General features: G+C 62.3%; 30 protein-coding genes, 1 tRNA gene and 1 pseudogene. 19 read left to right on the top strand and 13 right to left on the bottom strand.

The genetic code is table 11. From position 1 onward, the window contains the following. The first annotated feature begins 3 nt into the window (after window positions 1-3). The 3 genes from G7025_RS19870 to G7025_RS19860 are packed head-to-tail and all read left to right on the top strand — an operon-like array spanning window position 4 to window position 2,695. The gene (locus G7025_RS19870) at window positions 4-939 is read left to right on the top strand and encodes an ornithine cyclodeaminase family protein (protein WP_181080796.1); all 936 of its coding nucleotides are present in this window, start codon (window positions 4-6) and stop codon (window positions 937-939) included. Continuing rightward, entirely contained in the window at window positions 936-2,069 is a 1,134-nt protein-coding gene (locus G7025_RS19865; protein WP_181080795.1) for an NAD(P)/FAD-dependent oxidoreductase, read from the top strand. Before G7025_RS19870 ends, G7025_RS19865 begins: the two co-directional genes overlap by 4 nt. Next, window positions 2,069-2,695: a helix-turn-helix transcriptional regulator gene (locus G7025_RS19860; protein WP_181080794.1), complete on the top strand. Its 627-nt coding sequence runs from the start codon at window positions 2,069-2,071 to the stop codon at window positions 2,693-2,695. Before G7025_RS19865 ends, G7025_RS19860 begins: the two co-directional genes overlap by 1 nt. A 145-nt stretch (window positions 2,696-2,840) precedes the next feature. Here G7025_RS19860 and G7025_RS19855 read toward each other — a convergent pair whose 3' ends face one another. Next, entirely contained in the window at window positions 2,841-3,617 is a 777-nt protein-coding gene (locus G7025_RS19855; protein WP_181080793.1) for an ABC transporter substrate-binding protein, read from the bottom strand. A gap of 199 nt (window positions 3,618-3,816) precedes the next feature. On the opposite strand from G7025_RS19855, the gene G7025_RS19850 reads away from it, so the two are divergent. Then, window positions 3,817-4,107, top strand: a complete 291-nt coding sequence (locus tag G7025_RS19850; protein ID WP_181080792.1) for a hypothetical protein — start codon at window positions 3,817-3,819, stop codon at window positions 4,105-4,107. A gap of 31 nt (window positions 4,108-4,138) precedes the next feature. Here the strand turns inward: G7025_RS19850 and G7025_RS19845 are convergent, their stop codons facing one another. Both G7025_RS19845 and G7025_RS19840 read right to left on the bottom strand, forming a co-directional pair. Continuing rightward, window positions 4,139-5,413, bottom strand: coding sequence for a glucarate dehydratase family protein (locus tag G7025_RS19845; protein ID WP_181080791.1), 1,275 nt, complete (start codon window positions 5,411-5,413; stop codon window positions 4,139-4,141). Beyond that, entirely contained in the window at window positions 5,410-6,843 is a 1,434-nt protein-coding gene (locus G7025_RS19840) for an MFS transporter (protein WP_375139344.1), read from the bottom strand. Before G7025_RS19840 ends, G7025_RS19845 begins: the two co-directional genes overlap by 4 nt. 63 nt (window positions 6,844-6,906) lie before the next feature. On the opposite strand from G7025_RS19840, the gene G7025_RS19835 reads away from it, so the two are divergent. From G7025_RS19835 to G7025_RS19820, 4 genes are all read left to right on the top strand, one after another. Continuing rightward, on the top strand, window positions 6,907-7,806 hold the full coding sequence (locus G7025_RS19835; RefSeq protein ID WP_181080789.1) for a LysR family transcriptional regulator: 900 nt from the start codon (window positions 6,907-6,909) through the stop codon (window positions 7,804-7,806). A 197-nt stretch (window positions 7,807-8,003) separates the two neighbouring features. Continuing rightward, window positions 8,004-8,462, top strand: a complete 459-nt coding sequence (locus G7025_RS19830; protein ID WP_181080788.1) for a (2Fe-2S)-binding protein — start codon at window positions 8,004-8,006, stop codon at window positions 8,460-8,462. Continuing rightward, window positions 8,462-10,699, top strand: coding sequence for a xanthine dehydrogenase family protein molybdopterin-binding subunit (locus G7025_RS19825; RefSeq protein WP_181080787.1), 2,238 nt, complete (start codon window positions 8,462-8,464; stop codon window positions 10,697-10,699). The genes G7025_RS19830 and G7025_RS19825 overlap by 1 nt, the downstream gene beginning before the upstream one ends. 16 nt (window positions 10,700-10,715) lie before the next feature. After that, on the top strand, window positions 10,716-12,059 hold the full coding sequence (locus G7025_RS19820) for a c-type cytochrome (protein ID WP_181080786.1): 1,344 nt from the start codon (window positions 10,716-10,718) through the stop codon (window positions 12,057-12,059). A gap of 77 nt (window positions 12,060-12,136) precedes the next feature. Here the strand turns inward: G7025_RS19820 and G7025_RS19815 are convergent, their stop codons facing one another. Both G7025_RS19815 and G7025_RS19810 read right to left on the bottom strand, forming a co-directional pair. Continuing rightward, window positions 12,137-12,628 carry a CinA family protein gene (locus G7025_RS19815; RefSeq protein WP_181080785.1) on the bottom strand — a complete coding sequence of 164 codons (492 nt, stop codon included), beginning with the start codon at window positions 12,626-12,628 and terminating at the stop codon, window positions 12,137-12,139. Window positions 12,629-12,719: 91 nt separating this feature from the next. After that, window positions 12,720-12,941: a PLD nuclease N-terminal domain-containing protein gene (locus tag G7025_RS19810; RefSeq protein WP_181080784.1), complete on the bottom strand. Its 222-nt coding sequence runs from the start codon at window positions 12,939-12,941 to the stop codon at window positions 12,720-12,722. Window positions 12,942-13,285: 344 nt separating this feature from the next. Between G7025_RS19810 and G7025_RS19805 the strand changes: the two are divergent. The 3 genes and pseudogenes from G7025_RS19805 to G7025_RS19795 form a co-directional block, all read left to right on the top strand. Next, window positions 13,286-13,438: pseudogene (locus G7025_RS19805) on the top strand (general stress protein); the annotation flags it as partial. A 165-nt stretch (window positions 13,439-13,603) separates the two neighbouring features. Beyond that, window positions 13,604-13,954, top strand: coding sequence for a con-10 family general stress protein (locus G7025_RS19800; RefSeq protein ID WP_181080782.1), 351 nt, complete (start codon window positions 13,604-13,606; stop codon window positions 13,952-13,954). Between the two features lie 133 nt (window positions 13,955-14,087). Then, window positions 14,088-14,960 (top strand): manganese catalase family protein, encoded by an 873-nt coding sequence (locus G7025_RS19795; protein WP_181080781.1) that lies wholly within the window; start codon window positions 14,088-14,090, stop codon window positions 14,958-14,960. 21 nt (window positions 14,961-14,981) lie between these two features. Here the strand turns inward: G7025_RS19795 and G7025_RS19790 are convergent, their stop codons facing one another. After that, window positions 14,982-15,557: a TetR family transcriptional regulator gene (locus G7025_RS19790; RefSeq protein WP_181080780.1), complete on the bottom strand. Its 576-nt coding sequence runs from the start codon at window positions 15,555-15,557 to the stop codon at window positions 14,982-14,984. A 136-nt stretch (window positions 15,558-15,693) separates the two neighbouring features. Between G7025_RS19790 and G7025_RS19785 the strand changes: the two genes are divergently transcribed. Further along, window positions 15,694-16,482: an SDR family NAD(P)-dependent oxidoreductase gene (locus G7025_RS19785; RefSeq protein ID WP_181080779.1), complete on the top strand. Its 789-nt coding sequence runs from the start codon at window positions 15,694-15,696 to the stop codon at window positions 16,480-16,482. 21 nt (window positions 16,483-16,503) lie between these two features. Here G7025_RS19785 and G7025_RS19780 read toward each other — a convergent pair whose 3' ends face one another. After that, window positions 16,504-16,785 (bottom strand): hypothetical protein, encoded by a 282-nt coding sequence (locus tag G7025_RS19780; protein ID WP_181080778.1) that lies wholly within the window; start codon window positions 16,783-16,785, stop codon window positions 16,504-16,506. A gap of 44 nt (window positions 16,786-16,829) precedes the next feature. After that, entirely contained in the window at window positions 16,830-16,979 is a 150-nt protein-coding gene (locus tag G7025_RS19775; protein ID WP_181080777.1) for a hypothetical protein, read from the bottom strand. Between G7025_RS19775 and G7025_RS19770 the strand changes: the two genes are divergently transcribed. Beyond that, window positions 16,978-17,133 carry a hypothetical protein gene (locus tag G7025_RS19770; RefSeq protein WP_181080776.1) on the top strand — a complete coding sequence of 52 codons (156 nt, stop codon included), beginning with the start codon at window positions 16,978-16,980 and terminating at the stop codon, window positions 17,131-17,133. The genes G7025_RS19775 and G7025_RS19770 overlap by 2 nt on opposite strands. Window positions 17,134-17,190: 57 nt before the next feature. Further along, entirely contained in the window at window positions 17,191-17,427 is a 237-nt protein-coding gene (locus G7025_RS19765) for a hypothetical protein (protein WP_181080775.1), read from the top strand. Between the two features lie 10 nt (window positions 17,428-17,437). On the opposite strand, the gene G7025_RS19760 is transcribed toward G7025_RS19765, so the two are convergent. Together G7025_RS19760 and G7025_RS19755 are read right to left on the bottom strand one after the other, a co-directional pair. Continuing rightward, on the bottom strand, window positions 17,438-17,683 hold the full coding sequence (locus G7025_RS19760; RefSeq protein WP_181080774.1) for a hypothetical protein: 246 nt from the start codon (window positions 17,681-17,683) through the stop codon (window positions 17,438-17,440). A gap of 46 nt (window positions 17,684-17,729) precedes the next feature. Beyond that, a complete protein-coding gene (locus G7025_RS19755; protein WP_181080773.1) occupies window positions 17,730-18,662 on the bottom strand; it encodes a ZIP family metal transporter in 933 nt (310 codons plus the stop codon). A 215-nt stretch (window positions 18,663-18,877) separates the two neighbouring features. Here G7025_RS19755 and G7025_RS19750 point away from each other — a divergent pair, with 215 nt between their 5' ends. From G7025_RS19750 to G7025_RS19740, 3 genes are read left to right on the top strand one after another with little or no spacing between them, the layout of a single operon-like run. Continuing rightward, window positions 18,878-19,642: an OBAP family protein gene (locus tag G7025_RS19750; protein WP_181080772.1), complete on the top strand. Its 765-nt coding sequence runs from the start codon at window positions 18,878-18,880 to the stop codon at window positions 19,640-19,642. A gap of 24 nt (window positions 19,643-19,666) precedes the next feature. Beyond that, the gene (gene xth, locus G7025_RS19745; RefSeq protein WP_181080771.1) at window positions 19,667-20,464 is read left to right on the top strand and encodes an exodeoxyribonuclease III; all 798 of its coding nucleotides are present in this window, start codon (window positions 19,667-19,669) and stop codon (window positions 20,462-20,464) included. After that, window positions 20,457-20,816 (top strand): hypothetical protein, encoded by a 360-nt coding sequence (locus G7025_RS19740; protein ID WP_181080770.1) that lies wholly within the window; start codon window positions 20,457-20,459, stop codon window positions 20,814-20,816. The genes xth and G7025_RS19740 overlap by 8 nt, the downstream gene beginning before the upstream one ends. 28 nt (window positions 20,817-20,844) lie before the next feature. Here the strand turns inward: G7025_RS19740 and G7025_RS19735 are convergent, their stop codons facing one another. Together G7025_RS19735 and G7025_RS19730 are read right to left on the bottom strand one after the other, a co-directional pair. Then, window positions 20,845-22,176, bottom strand: a complete 1,332-nt coding sequence (locus G7025_RS19735; protein ID WP_181080769.1) for an APC family permease — start codon at window positions 22,174-22,176, stop codon at window positions 20,845-20,847. A gap of 129 nt (window positions 22,177-22,305) precedes the next feature. Continuing rightward, window positions 22,306-22,815 carry a ferritin-like domain-containing protein gene (locus G7025_RS19730; RefSeq protein WP_181080768.1) on the bottom strand — a complete coding sequence of 170 codons (510 nt, stop codon included), beginning with the start codon at window positions 22,813-22,815 and terminating at the stop codon, window positions 22,306-22,308. Window positions 22,816-23,124: 309 nt separating this feature from the next. Here G7025_RS19730 and G7025_RS19725 point away from each other — a divergent pair, with 309 nt between their 5' ends. Then, on the top strand, window positions 23,125-23,268 hold the full coding sequence (locus G7025_RS19725) for a DUF2256 domain-containing protein (RefSeq protein ID WP_181080830.1): 144 nt from the start codon (window positions 23,125-23,127) through the stop codon (window positions 23,266-23,268). A gap of 77 nt (window positions 23,269-23,345) precedes the next feature. Continuing rightward, window positions 23,346-23,822, top strand: a complete 477-nt coding sequence (locus G7025_RS19720; RefSeq protein WP_181080767.1) for a thiol-disulfide oxidoreductase DCC family protein — start codon at window positions 23,346-23,348, stop codon at window positions 23,820-23,822. 161 nt (window positions 23,823-23,983) lie between these two features. On the opposite strand, the gene G7025_RS19715 is transcribed toward G7025_RS19720, so the two are convergent. Then, window positions 23,984-24,059 (bottom strand) — tRNA-Gly (locus tag G7025_RS19715). Window positions 24,060-24,081 lie beyond the last annotated feature (22 nt).

The following is a 24,081-nucleotide window of genomic DNA, read 5'->3' as shown; positions in this document are numbered from 1 at the left end:
TCCATGCTCACCCCTCCTTTTGTGATCGACCAGACCCAGGCCCGCCAACACCTGGACCGCCTCGATGTACCGCAGATCCTGCGGGCGCTGTTCCGCGACCTGGCCGCCGGGCACGCGGTGCAGCCGGCGCAACAGCTCGTGGCATTCCCCCACGGCGCCGGTGACTTCATTAACTACCTCGGTGTGCTGGCCAATGAGGGGGTGTATGGGGTCAAGACTTCGCCCTACATCGTGCGCGAACAAGGGCCACTGGTAACGGCGTGGACGCTGCTGATGTCGATGCACACCGGCCAGCCGTTGCTGCTGTGCGACGCCGCCGAACTGACCACCGCACGCACGGCCGCCACCACGGCGCTGGCGGTGGACGCACTGGCCGCTCCGCAGGCCCAACGCTTGGCGATTATCGGCAGCGGCAAAGTAGCCCAGGCCCATGTGCAGTATGTGAAGAACCTGCGGGACTGGCAGAGCATTCGTGTGTTTTCGCCGAGCGCGGTCACGGCCAATCACGACACCCTCCATTGCCTTGACCCGCGCCTGAGCGTCGCCGCCAGCTGCGAGGCGGCGGTGGACGACGCCGACGTGATCCTGCTGTGCACTTCCTCGGCAGGCCCCGTACTCGACCCGGCGCGCCTGAGTAAGCCGGCGCTGATCACCTCCATCAGCACCAACGCACCGCGCGCCCATGAAGTGCCGCCCCACAGCCTCACGAACATGCAGGTGTTCTGCGACTATCGCCAGACCACCCCCGCCGCGGCCGGTGAAATGCTGATCGCCGCCGAACAGCACGGCTGGCACCCCCGCATGGTGCTCGGCGACCTGCCCGAGCTGCTCAGCGACCTGGCGCCACGCCCGACCTATGATCGCCACGTCTTCTTCCGCTCCATCGGCCTGGGCCTGGAAGACATTGCCCTGGCCAATGCCCTCTGGAGACAGCTATGAACCACGCGGACTACATCATCATCGGCGGCGGCATTGCCGGCGCGTCCACGGGGTTCTGGCTGGCGCCGCACGGCAAGGTGATCGTGCTGGAACGTGAAAGCCACCCGGCCTATCACTCCACCGGGCGTTCGGCGGCGCTCTATACCGCCGCCTACGGCACCCCGCAGGTGCGCGCGCTGACCCTGGCCAGCCGCGACTTTTTCGACCACCCGCCCGCCGGTTTCTGTGAACACCCGTTGCTCACGCCACGGGGCGAAATGACCGTGGACTTCACCGGCGACCCGGCCGAATTGAACGCGCAATACCTCAGCGCCAAGGCCACCGTGCCCCAGGTCGTGCAGCTCAGCGTCGATGAAGCCTGTGAGATGTTACCGATCCTGCGGCGGGAAAAAGTCCACGGCGCAATCTACGACCCGACCGCCAGCGACATCGACACCGACGCCCTGCACCAAGGCTATCTGCGCGGTATCCGGCGCAATGGCGGCGAGGTGCGTACCGACAGCGCTGTGCTGGGGTTGAGCCGCGAACGTGCCGGCCTTTGGCAGGTCAGCACCGGGGACGCCACCTTCACCGCGCCGATCATTATCAACGCCGCCGGCGCCTGGGCCGACCTTATCGGCGAGCTGGCCGGCGCGGCGCCCATTGGCCTGCAACCCAAGCGGCGCTCGGCGTTTATCTTCGCCGGCCCCGAAGACGTGGACAGCCATGGGTGGCCGATGCTGGTGGCGCTGGACGAAGCCTTCTACATGAAGCCCGACGCGGGCATGTTCCTCGGTTCGCCGGCCAATGCCGACCCGGTGCAGGCTCAGGATGTTCAGCCTGAAGAGTTGGATATCGCCATGGGCATCTACCAGATCGAAGAAGCCACCACCTTGAGCATCCGCCGCCCCACCCGCACCTGGGCCGGGCTGCGCAGTTTTGTGCACGATGGCGATCTGCTCAGCGGCTTCGATACCCAGGTGCCGGGGCTGTTCTGGGTCGCGGCACAAGGCGGTTACGGCATTCAGACCTCACCGGCGATGGGCCAGGCCAGCGCGGCACTGGTGCGCGGAGCACCGCTGCCGCAGGCACTGACCCGCTTCGGGCTGGACGCTGGTATGCTCTCCCCCGCCCGCCTGGAGCCCCATTGATGAACACCGCCGAACACGACAAGGCCCTGCAGAATTTCCGCGCGATTGCCGATGCCATCGCCACGTTGTTTTTCCCACATGCCGAAGTGGTGCTGCATGACTTGCGCACGCAGACCGTCGATTACATCGCCAACAACCTGTCCAAACGCGCCATCGGCGATGATTCGGCGCTGGAGGACCTGCTCAGCGATGACGTCAGCGAAGTAAATATCGGCCCGTACGAAAAGCTCAACTGGGACGGTCAGAAAATCCGCAGCCTGAGTACCGTGCTGCGTGACACCCAGGATCGTCCGCTGGCGGTGCTGTGCATCAACCTGAACATCTCGCTGTTCGAAAACGCCAAGGCCGCGCTGGACCTGTTCCTGTCGCCGAGCAAACTGATTCCACAGCCGGATGCGCTGTTTCGCGATGACTGGCAGGAGCGTATCAACACCTTCCTCCACGCCTGGATGCGCGAACGCCAACTGAGCCTGAACCTGCTGACCCGTGACCACAAACGCGAACTGGTACTGGCGCTGCATGCCGAAGGCGCGTTCAAGGGCAAGAGTGCCTCGAACTACGTGGCCAATGTGCTGGGCATGGGGCGGGCGACGGTCTACAAGCACTTGAAGGAACTCAAGGGCTGATCGAATGGGGTCACGGGCCTGATTGCAGTAGTGACTGACATTTATCGGGGGCAAGCCCCTCCCACACTTGGAGCACCGGGCATCAGCCATACCCTGTGGAAGGGGGCTTGTCTGTGGGAGAGGGCTTGCCCCCGATGGTGCCCTTTCAGTCGCCGTAAATATCCGACTTGAAGTACCGCTGTGAGATGTTCTGATACTCCCCACTGGCGCGAATGCCGTCGATGGCGCTGTTGAGTTCGCTGACCAACGCGCTATTGCCCTTGCGCACCGCGATGCCCGCGCCTTCGCCCACGTATTTCGGGTCTTTGAGTTCCGGACCGACGAAGGCGTAGCCCTTGCCGCGTGGCATCTGCAGGAAATCGTTCAACGGGATGGTGTCGGCAAAGATCGCATCCAGGCGCCCGGCCGCCAGGTCCATGTAGATTTCTTCGTTATTGCCGTAGCGCTTGACGTTGATGCCCCTGGGCTCGAACACCTCGGTGGCGTAACGGTCGGTGGTGGTGGCGCGCTGTACGCCGACGGTCTTGCCCTTGAGGCTGGCGTACTGGTCATCCACCACCGCGCCTTCCTTCATCACCAGGCGCGAGGAGGTGAAATAGTATTTGTGGGTGAAGTCCACCGACCTCTTGCGGTCTTCATTGATGGTCATGGACGACAGGGCCATGTCGATTTTCTTCACTTTGAGGGAAGGAATCAGGCCATCGAACTCACCTTCGACCCACACACACTTGACCTTCATCTGCGCGCACAACGCATTGCCGATGTCGTAGTCGAAGCCGACGATCTTGCCCTCTTCGGTCTTGGAGGCGAACGGCGGATAAGCCGCCTCGATGCCGATGCGCAGGGTTTTCTCAGCGGCCAGCAAATGGTTGGCGGCAAGCAGGCTCAAGGCCAGGGCGGGGATCAGCAAGCGTTTCTTCATGGGGGTGTCTCGCAGGTTGTTGTTGGTTTGGCAAGAGTGAAGAAAAATGCAACGCAGTTTTTTGTACTTATAAATCCATACTGGACTTTTATGTACATCACGTCAATTACACACCGCTGCGACGTTTTCCCATGCACTATTTTGAACGTTCGCATGCCCCGCTCCCTCAATACTGAAGGACGACCCGGAGGCAAGCGCCATGGCAGCAAACAAGCGTGAAGCGTCGCAACCATCCGATTGGGATGCGCAATTGGCTAGAAACACCGAATTGTTCTTCGAAGCCGACCGCCTGGAACAGGCGGCCTACGACATCATCGGCACCAGCCTGGCGGATGCCGCCGCGTGGCTGCGCTTTACCGAAGCCAAGCAGGTCGCCGACGCCAAGCGCACCGAGGCGTATCAGGACCTGATGCGCATCCGGCGCGCCATGGAGCAGGAGCGTTCGCCGGCGCCAAAATCCGCAGAGCAAAAAAAACCCGGCGGCGCATGACTGCGTCGTCGGGCAAACGAAGCGACCAGCTTCAGTAACGCGGTTTGACGGCCTTCCAATCCGGTTGATAACGCTGCATCTGTTTCACATCGTCGCGCTGACGAATACCGCAGCTCAGATACTGATCATGCAGCTTGCCCAATTGGTCATGGTCCAGTTCCAGGCCCAGCCCCGGAGCGCGGGTGATCTGCACACAACCATCGACAATCGGCACTTTGCCGCCCTTGATCACCTCTTCGTCCGGCGCCTGCCAGGGGTAATGGGTGTCGCACGCGTAGTCCAGATTGGGCACCGCGGCCGCCACATGGGCCATGGCCATCAGGCTGATGCCCAGGTGCGAGTTGGAATGCATCGACACGCCCAGGCCGAAGGTCTGGCACATCTTAGAAAGCACCTGAGTGTCACGCAGGCCGCCCCAATAGTGGTGGTCGGCGAGCACAATCTGCACGCTGTTCAGCGCCACGCTGCGGCGGAACTCATCGAAGTCGGTGACCACCATGTTGGTCGCCAGCGCTAACCCGGTGCGTTTGTGCAGGTCGGCCATACCGTCGAGGCCGGGGGTCGGATCTTCGTAATACTGCAGGTCGTCGCCCAGTAACTCGGCCATGCGTATTGCCGTGTCGAGGGACCAGTTGCCGTTCGGGTCGATGCGCAGCGGCACGCCCGGGAAGGCTTTTTTCAGCGCCTTGATACACGCCACTTCATGCTCGGGGTCCAGCGCCCCGGCCTTGAGTTTGATGCTCTTGAAACCATAGGTGTCGATCATGCGCCGCGCCTGCGCGACGATCTGCTGCTCATTGAGCGCCTCGCCCCAGGGGTCGGGTGCGTAGGGTGCACCAACGTGCTCGGCATATTTGAAAAACAGGTAGGCACTGAACGGGATGCGCTCGCGGATCGCCCCGCCCAGCAGGTCCACCAACGGCACGTTCAAGGCGTGGGCCTGGAGGTCGAGCAAGGCCACCTCGAACGCCGAATACGCATTGCTGACTGCTTTGCTGGCATGGGAGCCCGGCGCCAATTCCGCTCCGGGCAGACTCGCCGGCGTATGGGCCGCGACGGTAGCCTGGACGATAGCGCGCAAGCCGTTGAGATTGAACGGGTCGAGCCCGATCAGCTGCGGCTGCACCCGTTGCTGGATCGCCAGTGCCGGCGCATCGCCGTAACTTTCGCCAAGGCCGATGTAGCCGGTGTCACTCTCCACCTCGATGATCGAGCGCAGTGCGAACGGTTCATGGATACCGCTGGCGTTGAGCAACGGCGGGTCGCGAAAAGCAATCGGGGTGACGGTAACGCGGACAATTTTCAAGAGACGGCTCCCTGCAGGCCTGAGCGCATGGCGTGATGATCGGTGGAAGGTTCGGCAACGGCAGGCTCGGCGCTCACCGCGTTAACAGGCGCACCGGCACGCGGCGCGGTGCGTGCAAAAAACACCAGCACCGCCGCCACCAGCGAAGTCGCGGCCAGGCCATACAAGCCGCCCTCGATGGAGCCGGTGGTCTGCTCGAGCAATCCGAACGTGGTGGGCGCGACGAAGCCACCGAGGTTGCCCACCGAATTGATCAAGGCAATCACCGCCGCCGCGATCCGCGCGTCCAGGTAACCCTGGGGGATCGGCCAGAACAGCGCCGAGGCGGCTTTAAAACCAATCGCGGCAAAACAGATGGCGACAAAGGCAAACACCGGCCCGCCGATGGTGGACATGAACATGCCGACCGCCGCGATCACCAGCATCAGCGCAACCCAGGCCTGCTGGTGCTTCCACTTGCTGGCCAGGGAGGCGAAACCGTACATGGCGACGATGGAAATCAACCACGGAATCGAATTGAACAAGCCCACCTGGAAGTCCCCCAGGTCGCCCATTTTTTTGATCATGCTCGGCAGCCAGAACGTGGCGCCGTAGATGGTCAGGGCGATCGAGAAGTAGATGAAACAAAACAGCGCGATCTGTTTGTCGGCCAGCAGCTTGAACAGGGATGGACGACTGACCTGGGCGGCTTCACGGGCCTGCTGCTCATGGTCGATGGCGCTGACCAATGCATGCTTTTCCTGCGCGCTGAGCCAGCTCGCCTCGCGGGGATGGGACTGCAGCCAACACCACACGAACCCGCAGAGCACGATGGAGGCAAACCCCTCGATCAGGAACATCCATTGCCAGCCGTGCAGGCTCAGGCCGCTCACGCCCAGCAGCGCGCCCGACACCGGCCCGGAAATCACCGAGGCGATGGCCGAGCCGCTCAAAAAAATCGCCATGGCCTTGCCACGCTCGGCGGCCGGCAGCCATTGGGTGAAGTAATAAATGATGCCGGGAAAAAAACCCGCTTCGGCGGCGCCGAGTACAAAGCGCAGCACGTAGAAACTGGTTTCGCCTTGTACAAAGGCCATGGCCATCGCGGCTGCGCCCCAGGTGAACATGATGCGCGTCAGCCAGGCCCGTGCGCCGTAGCGTTGCAGTAACAGGTTGGAGGGCACTTCGAAAATCGCGTATCCGATAAAAAACAGCCCGGCGCCCAGGCCGTAGGCCGCCGCGCCAATGCCCAGGTCGGTTTCCATGTGGCTGCGCACAAAACCGATATTGACCCGGTCGATATAGTTAACGATGAACATCACCACGAACAGCGGCAGCACGTGACGTTTGACCTTGGCGGCCGCACGCGCGAGCACGGTGGGGTCCGGCGGGTTGTGGAAGGTATCCAAGGGCGACTCCCGATCATTATTTTTGTAGGGCGCATCGATCATGGACGCCTGAGATTGATCCCGTCTAATCTAACTTGGCATTCGATTGATACCAGGATTAGATCAATGTTTGAGCTGACCCAGCTGCGCTGCTTTACCACCGTGGCCACCGAGCTGAATTTTCGCCGTGCCGCCGAGCGGCTGAACATGACCCAGCCGCCCCTCAGCCGACAGATCCAGTTGCTCGAACATCACCTGGGCGTGGAACTGTTTACGCGCACTACCCGCAGCGTCGCACTCACCGCCGCCGGCCGGGCGTTTTTTATCGAAGCGCAGAACCTGCTCGAACGCGCCCAGCAGGCAGCCATCACCGCGCGCCGCTTCGCCGAGGGCGATATCGGCACGGTCAATATCAGCTTCGTCGGCAGCGCGGTGTATGAGTTTCTGCCCAAGGTCATTGCCGAAGCGCGGCTCAAGCAGCCTCAGGTCAAGATCGACCTGTCGGAGATGAACACCTACCAGCAATACGAAGCCCTGCGCGCGCGGCGCATCGACCTGGGCATCGTGCGCGCGCCGTTGCTGGAACCGGGCTATGCCACCGAATGCCTGGTGCGCGAGCCCTTTGTGCTGGCGGTGCCGAGTGCGCACCGCCTGGCCGATGCCGAGGCGGTCAGCGTGCAGGACCTGGACGCGCAACCCTTCCTGATGTACGCCCATGCCGCGTACCCCCCGTTCAACGAGCTGCTTACCGGCCTGCTGCGCTCGGCGCGCGTGGCGCCGGACTACGTGCAGTGGCTGGGCTCGTCCCTGACCATTCTGGCGCTGGTCAACGCCGGCATGGGCCTGGCCCTGGTGCCGCGCTGCGCCACCAGCGTGGTGTTCAAAAACGTGGTGTTCCGCGACATTGACCTGGGCGAAGGGGCGCAGAGCGAACTGCACCTGATCTGGCGTGAAGGCAACGACAACCCGGCCTTCGCCATGCTGCTGGAGGGTATTCGCAACGCCGTGCGGGACGGCTGGGCCTGAGCGCGGCCCGCTTGAACGATCAGGGTGACCGCCGCGCAGTCATCCGATTCTCTCGAATACTTGCCTGATCCTCCGAACTTACAGGTAATCGCATAGATAGCCCTTGCGCAGTCGAATAGAGTTCGACGATGGGCGACCTATCGCCCTCCCTATAAGAAAACAGTATCCCTAACCGAAGATCAGCAGGTGAGCCAGTCATGGAGCTACGAATCAACCAGAAGACCTATCAGGTCGATGCCGACGCCGACACGCCGTTGCTGTGGGTGATCCGCGATGACTTGGGGCTGACCGGCACCAAGTACGGCTGCGGACTGGCTCAATGCGGCGCCTGCTCGGTGCTGGTTGACGGCAACGTGGTGCGTTCGTGCGTGACGCCGGTGGCCGGTGTGGTGGGCCGTGAGGTCACCACGATCGAAGCGATCGAAGCCGATGAAATCGGCAAACGCGTGGTCAGCGCCTGGGTCGAGCATCAGGTGGCGCAGTGCGGTTACTGCCAGTCCGGGCAGGTGATGGCGGCCACTGCGCTGCTCAAGCACACCCCGGCGCCGACGGTGGAGCAGATCGACGCGGCGATGGTCAACCTGTGCCGTTGCGGCACCTACAACGCCATTCATGCCGCCGTGCAGGACCTGGCGACCGGGAAGGAGCACGCTTGATGAACACGCCTGAACTGATTCCCGGCCTGCCCCTGGGCGAACCGATCAACCTGTCCCGCCGGCGTTTTCTGGCCAGCACCGCCGTGGGCGCGCTGGTCATCGGCTTCGGCCTGCCGCTGGGCGCGTCCAGGGTACAGGCCGCTACCGGTGCGGCCGCCGAACGCGGCACTCAGGTGCCGGCATTCCTGGAAATTCGTCCCGACGGCAGCGTGCGCCTGCTCAGCCCCTTCATGGAAGGCGGCCAAGGCACGCACACCGCCATGGCGCAGATCGTCGGCGAGGAGCTGGACGCCGACCCCGCCACTTTCATCGTTGAAGCGGCACCACCCGGCGACGCCTATGTGGTGATGGAAAACGGCATGCGCATCACCGGCGGCAGCATGTCGGTGCGCATGAGCTACCCGACCATGCGCCGCCTCGGCGCCCTTGCCCGCGCCATGCTGCTGCAGGCCGGCGCGCAACAGCTCGGCGTGCCGGTGGCGCAGTTGACCACCCAACCGGGCCGTGTGGTGCACGCCGCGTCCGGCCGCTCGCTGGGTTACGGCGAGCTGGCCAGCCGCGCTCTGGACATGCCGGTGCCCGATCCGGCCAGCGTCACCCTGCGCGACCCGAGCCAGTTCCGCTGGATCGGCAAACCGGTCAAGCGCGTCGACGCCTACGACAAGTCTACCGGCAAGGCCCTGTACAGCATCGACCTGAAAGTCGACGGCATGCTCCATGCCGCCGTGCAGCATGCGCCGCGCCTGGGTATGACCGTCGGCAGCCTGCGCAACCAGGCTCAGGTCGAGACCATGAAGGGCGTGCATTCCGTGCATCAATTGCCCGGCGCGGTGGCGGTGGTGGCCGAGCGCTGGTGGCATGCCAAACGCGCGGTGGAAGCGATCCAGGTGGACTGGCAGGAACCGGCCGCCGATTCCACCGTGCGGGCGATGCCGGCGGATTTTTCCAGCGACGCTTACCGTGATTTCCTCGCGGCCCAGCAAGGCCCGGCCCGTGACGATGAAAACGAAGGCGATGTGGCCGGTGCGCTGTCGAGCGCCAAAACCAAGGTCGAAGCGACGTACCACAACCAATACGTCAACCACGCGCAACTGGAGCCGCCATCGGCACTGGCGCGCTTCAACCCGGACGGTTCGCTGGACATCTGGCTGCCCAACCAGGCGCCGGACATGTTCCGCGCCGACATCGCCAAACGCACCGGCCTGGCGCCCGAGCGCATCAACCTGCATTCACCGCTGTTGGGCGGTTTTTTCGGTCGGCACTTCCTGTACGACTCAGCCAGCCCTTACCCGCAGGCCATTGCCCTGGCCAAGGCGGTGGGTCGCCCGATCAAGCTGATCTGGAGTCGTGAAGAAGAATTCCTGCGCGATGTTTTGCGCCCGGTGGCGGTGGTCAAGTTCCGCGCCGCGCTGGACGCCGACGGCCTGCCCGTGGCCATCGAAGCGGTGAGCGCCACCGAAGGCCCCACCGAAGCCATTGCCGGCAAACAGGGCGACAAACTCGACCCCACCGCCCTTGAAGGGCTGTCGGGCAAGAGCTACGCGATCCCCAACAAGCGCATCGCACAGATCTACGTCAAAGGCCCGGCCATGCTTGGCTACTGGCGGTCGGTGGGCAATTCGCTCAACGACTTTTTCTATGAAGCGTTCCTTGATGAGCTGGCCGACAAAGGCGGTCGCGACCCGTACGAGCTGCGCCTGCACCTGCTGCGCGACAACCCGCGGCTGACCACGCTGCTCAAGGCGGCGGCCGAGTTGTCCGGCGGCTGGAAGCGCGGCCCCTATACCGCCGAAGACGGCACCCGCCGCGCGCGGGGCGTGGCCATGGCCTCGCCGTTTGGCTCGCATGCGGCGGTGATCGCCGAGGTGTCGATCGATAAAGGCCAGGTCAAGGTGCATCACATCTGGGAAGCCATCGACCCCGGCAGCATCGTCAATCCGGCCATCGTAGAGGCGCAGGTCAACGGCGCCGTGGCCCTGGGCCTGTCGCAAACCTTGCTGGAAGAAGCGGTGTACGTGGACGGCAAGCCACGGGCGCGCAACTACGACCTTTACCCGATCCTGCCACCTTCGCGGATGGCCCAGGTGCATGTGAAGATCGTCGAGAGCGGCGAAAAAATGGGCGGCATCGGCGAACCACCCCTGCCGGCCGTGGCGCCGGCGGTAGTCAACGCCGTGGCGCAACTGACCGGCCAGCGCGTGCGCAGCCTGCCATTGAGCCGACACACTTTCAGCTGACCGACCGAGACCGCCCATGAACAACCGATTCGCAAGAACCCTCGGCTGGTTGGCCGTGCCCTGCCTGGTCGCCGCCGGCGCGCTGGCGTGGTACGTCACCCGTCAGCCTGTTACCGCGTTCGAGCAGCCGCAAGCTGCCGAGTTCGACCCTGCGCTGGTCAGCCGTGGCGAGTACGTCGCGCGCCTGAGCGACTGCGTGGCCTGTCACAGCCTGCCCGGCAAGGCGCCGTTCGCCGGCGGCCTGGAAATGGCCACGCCGCTGGGCAATATCCACGCCACCAACGTGACGCCGGACCCCACCCACGGCATCGGCCGCTACAGCCTCGCCGACTTCGACCGCGCGGTACGCCACGGCGTAGCGCCCGGCGGGCGGCGTCTGTACCCGGCCATGCCCTACCCCTCCTATGCCAAGCTCAGTGACGATGATGTGCGCGCGCTCTACGCATTCTTTATGAAGGGCGTACAACCGGCGAACCAGGCCAACATCCCCAGCGACATCCCCTGGCCACTGAACATGCGCTGGCCGATTGCGCTGTGGAACGGGCTGTTCGCGCCGAACGCCACGTATGCGACCAAGCCCGCGCAGGACGCGCTGTGGAACCGGGGTGCCTACATCGTCCAGGGTCCCGGCCATTGCGGCAGCTGCCACACGCCGCGCGGCCTGGCCTTCAACGAAAAGGCCCTGGACGAAGCCGGTACGCCGTTCCTCGCCGGCGCGCTGCTCGACGGCTGGTACGCTCCCAGCCTGCGCCAGGACCCCAATACCGGCCTGGGCCGCTGGAGCGAGGCGCAGATCGTGCAGTTCCTCAAGACCGGTCGCAACCAGCACGCGGTGGTGTACGGTTCGATGACGGAAGCGTTCAACAACTCGACTCAGTTCATGAACGACGACGACCTGGCCGCCATCGCCCGCTACCTCAAGTCCTTGCCTGGCGACCCACAGCGCGACGGTGCACCCTGGGCTTACCAGGCCGTTGCCGCCAACGCCCGCACGGACGCTCCGGGCGCCCACACCTATGCCACCCGCTGCGCGTCCTGCCATGGCGCGGACGGCAAAGGCCAGCCCGACTGGATGCCGCCGCTGGCGGGGGCCACCTCAGCCTTGGCCACAGAAACCGCCTCGGCCATTAACATCACCCTCAACGGCGCCCAGCGCGTAGTAGCCGCCGGCGTTCCGGACGCCTATCGTATGCCGGCCTTGCGCGAGCAACTGTCCGACCAGGACATCGCCGAAGTGCTGACCTACGTGCGCAGCACCTGGGGCAACCACGGCAGCGCGGTCGAGGCCAAGGACGTGGGCAAACTGCGCGAGCACACCGATCCGGCGAGCAGCACGCCGATCATCCTGCAGATGCGCTGAGCTGCGGCGTCAAACCAACGAGCGGGCAAGCTCTGCAGACGCAGAGCTTGCCCGCCAAGGCCGCAGCACTGCCGCGCCTAAAGGCCAACCGCCTCATCCAGAAAACGCATCACGCCTTTCAACGCATATTCAGCGGCGAGTACCTGCACCTGGTCGCGCGAACCGATGAAGCGTTCCTTGCGGCTGAATACCTTGACTGCGCCATTGAGGTGATACGCCCAGGCAAAACACACGGTGCCCGGCGGGATGCCATCGATGCTGTCAGGTCCCAGCAGCCCAGTGGTGGCGACGGCCACCTGCGCAGGGCTATCGCGCAAGGCGCCCTGGGCCATTTCGCGGGCCACTTCGCAGCTGGTGAGGTTGAACGTCGCGATGGTGTAGGCACTGACACCCAACAAGCGTTGCTTGGCTTCTTCGGAATACACCACGTACCCGCACTCGATACACGCACCACTGCCCTCTACTTGCGACAACAGCGAAATGATCTTGCCGGCCGTGCACGACTCGGCGGTGGTGAGCAGCAGGCGATGTTGTTTCAGGCAATCAACAGTGGCTGCGGCGATTGACATGCACTTCCCTCCTCTGGATAGACAGCGTGCGCTACTCCTTGGAAAGCGAGCGCCGGGTAAAAATTCGGTACCGGACCGCTCCCTATCGGACTCAGCCCTTGCTGTGTTCCGGTGACGATGGCCCTTTGGTTATGCCACGCGGCCCGGCGACGCTCCAGATCACCGCGCCGACAAACGGCAGCAGGATCACCAATGCGGTCCATCCCAGCTTGGTGCGCGAGGTTTTGCTGCTGCGCCAGACACTGTTGATGATCCACAGGTCGAGCAACACAAGGATCACGGCCAGCCCTGCCCAGAAGTAAGTAGTTTGCATACGACACCTCCTAGAGTGAGTGATGCACTGTTAGGCTGCACGCCAAGTCCAGAGGTTCACTTTGCTGATAAGCGAAGCGGCAACTAAGCGAAGCGGCAAACAGCTAGCAAGTTAATATCAAGCACTGCACTTCAGCGCGCCAAAACTTATACGAAGCGGTGTTAACAACCGGCATTTTGTATAAGTTTTTCCCACTCATTACCGTTCATCGCCATTTTAAAAATTTCTTCAAGCATTTCCGCCACTGGCGTTATCGGAATAAGTGTCCGTTGTTGCAATGGGCATTCACATACCTAACTTGATTAATGTGGAGATGCATCATGCCTACCAGTAATAAAAACCCCGGCAACTTCGCCAACGACCACGAACGCGCATCCGAAGCAGGCCGCAAAGGCGGCCAGGCGTCTGGCGGCAATTTTGCCAACGACCGCGATAAAGCCTCGGAGGCTGGGCGTAAAGGCGGGCAGCACAGCCACGGCGGCGGCCGCAAGTCGTAAATGCGCCAGGATCAAAGCGCTATGTAATCGCAACTTTCGTGACACTTTTAAGCAATGTTCGCGCATCTCAGCTCGACGCAGGTTGTGCGTGAGGCCGTGCAGCGCAGATAACTTAAGCGCTTCAGTGAAAGTTGCGTCACCCTTATAAACATGAGGTAAGCGACAATGAGCACTCAAGATAAACAAGGCCAAATGAGCGTCAGCGAAGCGGGCAAAAAAGGTGGCGAGGCAACTTCCGCCAGCCATGATAAGGAGTTTTATCAAGAGATTGGCAGTAAAGGCGGCCAGAACAGTGGCGGCAACTTTAAGAATGATCCTGAGCGCGCCGCCGAAGCCGGCAGCAAAGGGGGTCAGAACAGTGGTGGAAACTTCAAGAACGATCCCGGACGCGCCGCCGAGGCGGGCAGCAAAGGTGGGCAAAGCAGTGGAGGAAACTTTGCCAACGACCGCGAAAAAGCCTCGGAAGCCGGGCGCAAAGGCGGCGAGCACAGCCATGGTGGCGGGCGCAACAGTTGAGGCGCCGATGCAGGGGAGCGGCACCGCTCCCCTGTTTTTTTAACGCTGCTGATGGCTCACGCCCACAGCGCCAGACCTGCCCATACGGGGCCTGGATGTACGCGTTGCCGTTCATTGCCTGAGGAGATGTGTGATGTTTTTACATAACAAGCGACTTCAATACACCGTCCGTGTCGCCGAACCCAACCCGGGCCTGGCGAACCTGCTGCTGGAACAATTCGGCGGTGCCCAGGGAGAGTTGGCAGCGGCTTCGCGCTACTTCACCCAGGCGCTGGCCGAGGACGATCCAGGTCGCAAAGACCTGCTGATGGACATTGCCACCGAGGAGCTCAGCCATCTGGAGGTCATCGGTTCGATCATCGTCATGCTCAACAAAGGCGCCAAGGGTCGCATCGCCGAAGGCGTCGAAGAAGAAGGTGAGCTGTACCGCTCACTCAATGGCGCGGGCAATGACTCTCATATCACCAGCCTGTTGTACGGCGCCGGTTCACCCTTGACCAACTCGGCGGGCGTGCCATGGACGGCGGCTTATATCGACACCATCGGCGAACCCACGGCCGACATGCGTTCCAATATTGCCGCCGAAGCGCGGGCCAAGATTGTGTATGAGCGGTTGATGAACGTCACGGACGACCCTGGCGTGAAAGAAGCACTGGGTTTTCTGATGACGCGGGAAATCGCCCATCAACTGTCCTTCGAAAAAGCCTTGCATGCGATTCAACCCAACTTTCCCCAGGGCAAGCTGCCGGGCATGCCTGAGTTCAGCCACGTCTACTTCAATATGTCGCAAGGCACGGAGGATAAACGCGGCCCATGGAACGAAGGGGACGCGTGGGAGTTTGTGGAAAACCCGCTCCCGGCCGTGGACGGCGGCGACGGCCTTGCCAGCGTGCAACTGAGCGCCGAAGACGAAGCCCGGCTGGATCAAATGAAAGCCCGCACCCTGTCCGACCCGCTCAGCGACCCGGTGACGGGCGCAGATTTGGGTGCCTCGAAGCAGCCGTAACAACGGCGACGGGGGCAGGCCTCACTGCGGCCTGTCCTCGCCTCCCAGGATCGCGGCGCGACACGCGGCCAGGATTTCATCGGCCAACGCCGAGTCGTCCGGGCATGCACGGGACATGATCAACCCACCCAGCACCTGTGCCATCAATGCAAGCGTGCCGGCACGCGAAGCGGTCGGGTCCTGCGCTTGTGCCTCTGCTTTGGCCGCATGCAACACACCCAGTTGGGCTTCGATGCCGGCGGCAAATGCAACGCGAACCTCGTCTTCCTTGCGTGCGGCATCACCGCACAACGCCGCCAGCGTGCAACCTGTGGCGCGCTGATCGCGGTGCTCGCGCGACAGGTACACGTTTACGAACGCCTCGGTCGAAGCCCCCGCCGTGCGCGCAGCCGACTGCGCCAGGCCACAGGCTGATGCTTGTGCCATGAGGTCGGCCTTGGACTCGAAGTGTTTGTAGAACCCGCCCTGGGTAAAACCTGCCGCCGCCATCAGGTCAGCGATGCCCACACCGTCATACCCACGCTCGCGAAACAGCGCCGAGGCCGTTTCCACGATGTGCGCGCGATTGGCCTGGGCCTGTTGTTTAGAGACTTTCATGGTCCACCTGAATCTTTTACATACGTGCCGCAAGCATACATTGATGTCGACCAACATCAAAACATTGACATTTTAGATTTCGGTCGTAATCATTAAACCCTCTCCATCACCCGCGACACTCTTCAGGAAACTCACCATGACCATGCTCCCTACTGTTCTGATTACTGGCGCCTCCTCCGGCATCGGCGCCACCTATGCCAGGCGCTTCGCCCGTCGTGGCCATGACTTGGTGCTGGTCGCTCGCGACAACGCGCGCCTGGAGGCATTGGCCGTACAGTTACGCGAGGAAAACGGTGTGGCCGTGGAGGTGTTCCAGGCCGACCTGACCCTGGCCGCCGACCTCGCGTCGGTGGAAACCCACCTGCGCGACGATGCACGCATCGGCATCCTGATCAATAACGCGGGCATGGCGCAGTCCGGAGGCTTTGTTCAACAGAGCGCCGAAGCCGTCGATCAACTGATCGCCCTCAACGTCGTGGCGCTGACACGCCTGGCTGCCGCCGTGGCGCCGCGCTTTGCGCAGGCCGGCAGTGGTTCGATTATCAACCTGGGCTCGGTGGTGGGTTTTGCGCCCGAGTTCGGCATGTCGGTGTACGGCGCGACAAAGGCATTCGTGCTGTTCCTGTCCCAGGGACTGAGCGTGGAATTGGCGGCCAAGGGCGTGTACATCCAGGCCGTCCTGCCCGCCGCCACTCGCACCGAAATCTGGGAACGCGCCGGCATCGATATCAATGCGCTGCCGGAAGTGATGGACGTGGATGAGCTGGTGGACGCGGCCCTGCTGGGTTTCGACCGTCGCGAGCCGGTGACCATTCCGCCATTGCACGTCGAAGGCCGATGGGACCAACTGGACCAGGCGCGCCAGGGGCTGCTCGCGGATATCCGCCAGGCGCACGCCGCCGAGCGTTATCAGGCGCAGGCCTGAGTCCTATAGCCTGGCCGGGGCCTATGCTTGAGCCTCGGCGTCGATGCACAGATCAATCGCCACGGTATCTAGACGGTCACGTTGCAGGGTCGCCAGACTCTGCAACGTTTTTGCGTGGACGGCGTCCGCGGCGTCCTTGAGTCGTTGCCACTCTTCAAGGCTGATGACGTCGCGCAGCACTAGCTCATCGGCTCGGCTGATCAAGGTCTGGTGGAAGTCATCGGGATGATCCAGGCGATAGCTGTCGTCCTCGAGCAGCAAGTGCCAGCCTCGAATTGCCATTGCCTTGTCGGTTTTCTCCATCGTTACAGGCCCTCTTCATGCCAGCCAGCACCGTGCCTCGCATATCACTTATGCTCATCCGCCTTGCCTTCCTGCATCTGCACGGAGGACTTGGTGGAGCTGCTATTGCCTTTTGTGGCGTTGTCCGAATTGTCGAAGCAGCCGTGCAGCAGGAACAGGCTGCACAAGCCCAGGCACATCGATAACTTTTTCATGATCGTTCACCAGGTAATGAAGCAAATGGCCCCGACGCCAGCGCGTTGCCTGCGCCAGCCCTTGTTTAGTCTGGCCGGGAGCACCGGCTATACGTTCAACAAATTCGGCACAGGCCTGACGAGCGGTGACGGCAACACGGCGTTGAAAATCTGAATTATTTGCCCGATGCGCCCTCTGTTTTTCAAACCGCAGGTAGTTGAAGGAGGGGTCTTGAGTGAGCTGAATTGGGTCCAATGGCCTGCCATGGTGGTGACGGTAATCGCGGCCTGGCTGATTGGATCGCAACGACCGGCGCGACGAATGACGGGTTTCTGCTGCTTTATCGCGAGTAACGTGCTGTGGGTAATCTGGGGCGCGTACGCGCAGGCCTACGCGCTGATCGTGCTGCAAATCTGCCTGTGCCTGATGAACCTGCGCGGATTCAGGAAGAACTTTCTGAATCGCTAGCAAGCACGCTTCACCCCGCGTTCCGGCTGCGCTGGTTTTTTCGAAATCCTCGCGCGTTCATGCCCAAAAGAATGCCCTCCAGCACGATCAGCGCGAACGCCTGGGTGTGCCAGCCCCACACGATCCACAAGGCATTACTGAGGATGAACCCCCAGAAGGCAAGCATGCGGCGACGCGGTCGTTGCGAGCCGATAAACCAGGCCGAAATCACCGTCACCACCATGGCAGGCCACTGCACCCAATCCATCAAATCCAAACAAACCTCCTTTGGTAAACCTGCTCGTCGGTGAATAAAACGGGGCTCAGCCCAAGGCTGTATCGAGAAACATCATGACCGCGAAACCCAGCATCAGCCCGAGGGTGGCCGGAGTTTCGTGGCCGTTGCGGTGGGTTTCCGGAATCACTTCGTGGGAGACGACGAAGATCATCGCGCCTGCCGCCAGCCCCAATGCAATCGGATAACCCAGGGCAAAGCCGCTGGAAATCCCCAGCCCCACCACGGCGCCCAGCGGTTCCATCAGCCCCGAACCCACCGCGATCAGCATCGCACGCAGCGCCGAGACGCCGGTGACCCGTAGCGCCAGAGCGACCGCCAGGCCCTCGGGAATGTCCTGGATGGCGATGGCGGTGGTCAGTGGCATGCCGACGTGCAAGTCGCCATCGGCAAAGCTGACACCGATGGCCATGCCTTCCGGCAGGTTGTGCAGGGTGATGGCGAGCACGAACAGCCAGACACGATTGAAACGTTCAGTCTGCGGGCCTTTACGCCCACTTTTTGAATGCTCGTGGGGCACGAAGCGATCCAGGCCGACCATCAGCGCCACGCCCAACGCCAGCCCCAACACCACGGTGCAAGCAGCCGACAACTGATGGCCGGTAATCGATTGTGCGGCCTCTATACCGGGCAGAATCAGTGAAAACGAGCTGGCCGCGAGCATCATGCCGGCCGCGAAACCCAGCATGACATCCTGAGTCCGCGCGCTGATCTGACGCAGCACGATGGCCGCAATGGCGCCCAGGGCCGTGGCAGCGAAACCGCTGAACCCGCCCAGCAGGGCGTAGTGCAAATGGGTCGTGTCACCCTCGACGACGGCGTTGTAGCCGCTGGCCAGCAACCACAGCGTCACCGCGACTGTGCAGGACCAGAACAATGCGCCGGTCCATCCCAGGCTTGAGGCCCGGTGCAGCCAGGGACGCGACGGTGCTGGAGCGGACGACGTAGAGGGGTCGGGCATCAGTGACTCCATGTGGGTGCTCTTGCAGACCGGGCGATTGAATCAACTGTCTTAGGATTTGAGTGTTTGCGTTGAAGTTCCAACGTTTTGACCTACGTGCTCGGCAAGCACGGGTATGGCACCTGTCGTCGGCCCATCGAGCGATAAAAACAAACTTTCCCGGCACGCAAGCTATCCATAGGAGGCATTCGATCACCAACAGAAGGGACTCCAGCATGGGTGCAATTCATACAATCCCTGGCGTCAGAGCTGCCTGCGCTACGGCAGTGGCGTTGCTGCTCGGCGCCTGCGCCGCCGACAATTCAGCCTCCAACGTGGTTGCACCGGGCGATGCGCCCTCGCCCACCACGCGCTCTTTAGAGGCCGGTGCGGCGCTGTTGCAATCACGCCCGCCGGTTGAAGCGTTGAACGCGTACCTCGACGGTTTCCATTTCTACAACGGCCACATGGACGCCCAAATGGAGGCGCACCACTACTGCGCGATTCTTAATGAAGAAGTGATTCAGTGCGTGATTTACGACGGCAATCGCAAGGATGCCAAGTTGATGGGCGTGGAATACATCATCAGCGAGCGCCTGTTCAGCGGCCTGCCCAAGGCCGAACAGGCGCTGTGGCACAGCCATGTGCACGAGGTGAAATCCGGCCAGTTGATCGCGCCTGGAATTCCCGAGGTGGCCGAGCATGCCTTGATGGAAAAGCTCGTGCACACCTACGGCAAGACCTGGCACACCTGGCACACCGACCTCAATAAAGACCTGCCTCTGGGCGTGCCCCAATTGATGATGGGCTTCACGGCCGATGGCCAGGCCAACCCGCAACAGGTGGCCGAGCGCGATCGTCGGTTCGGCATCGACAGCGCGCAGAAGCGCAAGGCCCGTGCCGACATACCGACCCCCACTGTGGCGCCGGGCGCGGATGCGTGGCGCCATGGCAACGTGTTCCAGATTGCGGACCCGACCAACACGCCCCATCAGCACTGAATTTACCGATTGAGGAACCGCCCCATGCCCTCGCTCAAGATCGCCACATTCAATGTCAACGGCATCGGCGCGCGCCTGCCGAACCTGTTGCGCTGGCTGGAGAAAGAACGCCCGGACATTGTCTGCCTGCAGGAACTGAAAGCGGCGGACAAAGCGTTCCCCGCCAAGGCTCTGGAAACGGCGGACTATGGGTCTGTGCACCACGGTCAGGCCTCCTGGAACGGTGTCGCCATTCTGGCCCGCGACGCCGAACCGCTGCTGATTCATCGAGGCCTGCCGGGCGCCGAGGACGACACCCAGTCGCGCTATCTGGAAGCGGCGGTATTGGCGGTGGTGGTCGGCTGCCTGTACCTGCCTAACGGAAATCCGCAGCCTGGGCCGAAATTCGACTACAAGCTGCAATGGTTCGAACGGCTGATCCAGCACGCGCAGCGCCTGCAGGCCAGCGAACACCCGGTGGTGCTGGCGGGTGACTACAACGTGGTGCCCACCGACCTGGACATTTACAGCACACGCTCCTGGCTCAAGGACGCCCTCCTGCAGCCGGAAAGCCGTGCGTGTTACCAAAAGCTGCTGGAGCAAGGCTGGATCGACTCGATACGGCATCTGTATCCGGACGAACGCGTGTACACATTCTGGGACTATTTCCGCCAGCATTGGCAGAAAAATTCCGGGCTGCGTATCGACCACCTATTGCTGAACCCGATACTCGCGCCGCGCCTGCGCAATGCGGGCGTGGATGCATGGGTACGCAACGAAGAACATGCCAGCGACCATGCGCCCGTGTGGGTCGAGATCGCGCCTGAAACGCGCCATGGGTAAGCGTACCGTCCCGCTCCAGGCCTCCTCCCGCTACCCGACCACGCCCGATGGCCGCTATTTCGTAATCAGAGGCATTCTGTGGCGCTGCAGCAATCCGCAGTTGCCGGAAACGGTCCGCCAGGATCTGGTCAAGCAACTGATGACAGCGCGTCGCCAGGTAAAAGCCGCCAAGGCGAGCGGCGATGACGACGCGCTAAAAGACGCGCGCTCCAAGGTGCAGCGGGCCAAGGTTGGCTTGGGTGAGCGCGGCCCGGTGTGGTGGGATGACGGGGCTGATGACTTTAACCGGCACAAGGTCGCGAATACGCCCTACGCCGCGTGGCACGCCGCATTAACCACCGCCACGGTCTAGCGCATGCGCAAGACCGTGGCGGCGGCCTTTAACTCGGCGCCGCCACGGGGGTCGCCAGGCGGTTACAGCCATACAGCACGACACCCAGCAGCATCAGCGCGCCACCGCGCAGCCAAGTGTCGAGGCTCTGCTGGCTGAGCAGAATCAGGCACGACACGATGGCCAGCACCGGCACCCAGGTCGGGACGCGGAAGTGATCCTTGTCGACAGGGTCGCGGCGCAGCACCAGCACCGCCAGGTTGGTGCTGAGAAACACGAACAGCAGCAACAGCACCACGGTTTCGGCCAGGGCTGCGAGGGTACCGGTAAGGGTCAGCGCCATGGCCACCCCGGTGGTGGCGATGATTGCAAACAGCGGCGTCCGGCGTTTGGACAGCACCCGCGACAGCGGAGTCGGCAACAGCCCCATGCGCGCCATGCCATAGGCCAGGCGACTGGCCATGATCATGGTCAACAGTGCGCCGTTGGCCACCGCCACCAAGGCAATAAAGGCGAACAACTGCGGCGGAATATCCAGGCCCGAGGCCCGTACCACTTCCAGCAACGGCGCCGAGGTCGCCATCAGTTGATCCATCGGCAGCACCACGGAGGCGGCCACACCGACCGCCATATACACGACACCGGCGGTGATCAGCGCACCGAACAGCGCACGCGGGTAGACCGTGCGTACGCCACGGATTTCTTCCGCCAGGTTGGCCGATGTCTCAAAGCCAACGAACGAATAGAACGCCAATAACGCGGCCCCCAGCACCGCGAGCATCGGGTTGACGCCGGCTTTGAATTCCACGGCACGCCCAAGGTTCGCCTCACCCGCGTGGAAACACCACACCGCAGCGACCACCACCAGCAACAATCCGGAGAGCTCGATGCAGGTCATCACCATATTCGCGCCCAATGACTCCTTGATCCCGCGTGCATTGAGCAGGGCAATGACCGTCAGGAACACCAGAGCAGCCAGGGTCGGTGGAACCTTTAGAAACGCCGCCAGGTAGTCGCCGGTGAATGCCAGGGAAAGCCCCGCCGCACTGGTGACCGCAGCCGCGAGCATGCTGAAGCCCACCAGGAACGAAACCAGCGGCGACTTGAACGCCTTCTCGGCAAACACCGACGCTGCGCCGGCATGGGGGTACTTGGTTACCAGTTCCGCATACGAGCCGGCCGTGAGCATGGCGAAGAACAATGCCACCAGCAATGGCACCCAAATCGCACCGCCTACCTGACCTGCGATAGTGCCGGCCAGCGCATACACGCCGGCACCGAGGACATCGCCAAGGATGAACAAAAACAGCATTGGCCCGGTCACGGCGCGGCGCAGCGACGGTTTGGCGGATGAAGCGGGGCTGAAACTGGATTCGGTCATGGGCGGCTCTGCAGGCAAGTTGTCTAACAATGGAAGCGACCAGCGCGGACAAAGTTCATTTAACTCACACCTGGCCAACCGTTTGGTGAGCAGGTGCCCTGCTTTACGCGCCGAGCACCTGGAACAGGGTTACTTCTTGGCTTCTTTATCCGGGTCTGCGGAGCGTTCCAGAAATGCCTGGGTCAGTTGCGGCAAATGCTCCAGCAACCACTGAGCCATGGCGATCTCCTGGGGCAGAATCTGCTCGCACGCCGCCTGAGTCTCGGTGTCTCCGGCCTCTCGCGCTGCTGCAATCAGCACGGTATAGGAGGCGATCTCCATGTTCTCGAAGACATAGCCGGCCATCGCCCCCTTGATCACCTCGTCGCTCATTAAAGAGCCACCAACGGCCTGCCCGAAGGCCATCAGCTTGCCTCCCATGTCTTTGAGCGTCGAAGCTGAACCACCCAGGCGGGTCAGGCACTGGTCAATGAGTGCCTGCTGGCCGAGGGTTTCCTGGATATGTTGGTCGATACGTGCCTTGAGCTGCGGGTAATGCTCCAGGCGTTCGGATTGTGCCTTGAGCATCTTTTCGGCCTGCTGCTCCATCGCGTGGGCATCGCGCAACCAGTCAAGTACGTTTTCTTGTGGTGTCGCCATGGTGTTAATCCTCCTGAATATGAGAAAAAAGCAGGCGAGCTGGCCAAGCCGGAACTCATCGGAACGGGCCCCTTGTACTGATGCTCGCCTCCCCTGCATGTGAAGCGAAAATGCACTGTAAAATTTCAAAACCAACGCGCGTATGGCGACCAGTGGTCATGCCCTTGCCGCCAAGCGAAACGGAACCTGAGCCTACTTTGGACAATGAGGACTGCGCCGCCAATGGAGGCCGACTCGACGAAGCACTGGAAGAACGTTTCCGGCCAGCGACCCCATCACGCCTTGAGCGTTTGCACCGAGGGCATGCTTGTGAAAAAGAGTGAACTGCCAGTCAAGACCTGCGTGACGTGTGGCCTGCCGTTCACTTGGAGAAAGAAATGGGCGCGGTGCTGGGAACAGGTGCGTTACTGCTCGGAGCGCTGCCGACGTGGCAAGAGCCAAGTCCGCCCATGACATGAAAGGCGCGAAGCCTCTTGTCATCGGACGGTTTCACGCCTAGGGTGTTAAAAACTTATACAGGCAACAACCCTATGTACAAGAATGAGCAATGGCCGCTGACCCTTTATTTTGATGGCGATTGCCCACTCTGCGCGCGAGAAATCAAGCTGCTACGCCGCCGAGCCTCTTGTGCGCGGCTGTTGTTCGTAGATATCAGTGACCCTGCCTTTGACGCGCAGTCGCTGGGCGTGAGCCTGGACGCAATGGGCGCCGCCCTGCACGCCCGGTTCAGCGATGGCACCTGGGTCACCGGCCTGGACGCGACACTCTGGAGCTGGCGCGCTGCCGGGATGGGAATCTGGGCCGCACCGCTGTCATGGCGTACGCTTCGGCCGTTGTTCAATCTCGGCTATCGTATGTTCGCCCGCTCGCGCCCATATCTGGCGTGGCTGCCACACCCGGATGGCAGCCGCCGCTGCCATGACGGCCGCTGCGCGGTGCCGCCTGCGCCAAGCACGGGCGCACACTCGGTGGCACCCTCTGAATCCATCAAGCCAGGAAATAAATAGCCACCCACCGCCCTCGCGACGGCAGTTTCTTTACTGATGGGCCGTCGGTGGCAGCAGGACGGGCGAGGTGATGGTGGTGATGTATTGCCGGTGAGGTCGGGTGGTGAGCCTAAATTCCAGGCAAAAAAAAGCCACTCATTGAGTGGCTTTTTCTTTGTGTTTGGAGCGGGAAACGAGACTCGAACTCGCGACCCCGACCTTGGCAAGGTCGTGCTCTACCAACTGAGCTATTCCCGCGTCTTGGTGGTGCGCATTCTAT

This window comes from Pseudomonas lurida, assembly GCF_013522705.1.
In the GTDB taxonomy this organism is placed as follows: Bacteria; Pseudomonadota; Gammaproteobacteria; order Pseudomonadales; family Pseudomonadaceae; genus Aquipseudomonas; species Aquipseudomonas quebecensis.
This window is presented reverse-complemented; position numbering and strand designations above follow the sequence as displayed.

Coding starts and splice junctions, on each gene's coding strand:
- G7025_RS19870 (WP_181080796.1), top strand. CDS start 4: ATGCTCACCCCTCCTTTTGTGATCGACCAGACCCAGGCCCGCCAACAC.
- G7025_RS19865 (WP_181080795.1), top strand. CDS start 936: ATGAACCACGCGGACTACATCATCATCGGCGGCGGCATTGCCGGCGCG.
- G7025_RS19860 (WP_181080794.1), top strand. CDS start 2,069: ATGAACACCGCCGAACACGACAAGGCCCTGCAGAATTTCCGCGCGATT.
- G7025_RS19855 (WP_181080793.1), bottom strand. CDS start 3,617: ATGAAGAAACGCTTGCTGATCCCCGCCCTGGCCTTGAGCCTGCTTGCC.
- G7025_RS19850 (WP_181080792.1), top strand. CDS start 3,817: ATGGCAGCAAACAAGCGTGAAGCGTCGCAACCATCCGATTGGGATGCG.
- G7025_RS19840 (WP_375139344.1), bottom strand. CDS start 6,843: ATGATCGATGCGCCCTACAAAAATAATGATCGGGAGTCGCCCTTGGAT.
- G7025_RS19835 (WP_181080789.1), top strand. CDS start 6,907: ATGTTTGAGCTGACCCAGCTGCGCTGCTTTACCACCGTGGCCACCGAG.
- G7025_RS19830 (WP_181080788.1), top strand. CDS start 8,004: ATGGAGCTACGAATCAACCAGAAGACCTATCAGGTCGATGCCGACGCC.
- G7025_RS19825 (WP_181080787.1), top strand. CDS start 8,462: ATGAACACGCCTGAACTGATTCCCGGCCTGCCCCTGGGCGAACCGATC.
- G7025_RS19820 (WP_181080786.1), top strand. CDS start 10,716: ATGAACAACCGATTCGCAAGAACCCTCGGCTGGTTGGCCGTGCCCTGC.
- G7025_RS19815 (WP_181080785.1), bottom strand. CDS start 12,628: ATGTCAATCGCCGCAGCCACTGTTGATTGCCTGAAACAACATCGCCTG.
- G7025_RS19810 (WP_181080784.1), bottom strand. CDS start 12,941: ATGCAAACTACTTACTTCTGGGCAGGGCTGGCCGTGATCCTTGTGTTG.
- G7025_RS19800 (WP_181080782.1), top strand. CDS start 13,604: ATGAGCACTCAAGATAAACAAGGCCAAATGAGCGTCAGCGAAGCGGGC.
- G7025_RS19795 (WP_181080781.1), top strand. CDS start 14,088: ATGTTTTTACATAACAAGCGACTTCAATACACCGTCCGTGTCGCCGAA.
- G7025_RS19790 (WP_181080780.1), bottom strand. CDS start 15,557: ATGAAAGTCTCTAAACAACAGGCCCAGGCCAATCGCGCGCACATCGTG.
- G7025_RS19785 (WP_181080779.1), top strand. CDS start 15,694: ATGACCATGCTCCCTACTGTTCTGATTACTGGCGCCTCCTCCGGCATC.
- G7025_RS19780 (WP_181080778.1), bottom strand. CDS start 16,785: ATGGAGAAAACCGACAAGGCAATGGCAATTCGAGGCTGGCACTTGCTG.
- G7025_RS19770 (WP_181080776.1), top strand. CDS start 16,978: ATGATCGTTCACCAGGTAATGAAGCAAATGGCCCCGACGCCAGCGCGT.
- G7025_RS19775 (WP_181080777.1), bottom strand. CDS start 16,979: ATGAAAAAGTTATCGATGTGCCTGGGCTTGTGCAGCCTGTTCCTGCTG.
- G7025_RS19755 (WP_181080773.1), bottom strand. CDS start 18,662: ATGCCCGACCCCTCTACGTCGTCCGCTCCAGCACCGTCGCGTCCCTGG.
- G7025_RS19750 (WP_181080772.1), top strand. CDS start 18,878: ATGGGTGCAATTCATACAATCCCTGGCGTCAGAGCTGCCTGCGCTACG.
- xth (WP_181080771.1), top strand. CDS start 19,667: ATGCCCTCGCTCAAGATCGCCACATTCAATGTCAACGGCATCGGCGCG.
- G7025_RS19740 (WP_181080770.1), top strand. CDS start 20,457: ATGGGTAAGCGTACCGTCCCGCTCCAGGCCTCCTCCCGCTACCCGACC.
- G7025_RS19735 (WP_181080769.1), bottom strand. CDS start 22,176: ATGACCGAATCCAGTTTCAGCCCCGCTTCATCCGCCAAACCGTCGCTG.
- G7025_RS19730 (WP_181080768.1), bottom strand. CDS start 22,815: ATGGCGACACCACAAGAAAACGTACTTGACTGGTTGCGCGATGCCCAC.
- G7025_RS19720 (WP_181080767.1), top strand. CDS start 23,346: ATGTACAAGAATGAGCAATGGCCGCTGACCCTTTATTTTGATGGCGAT.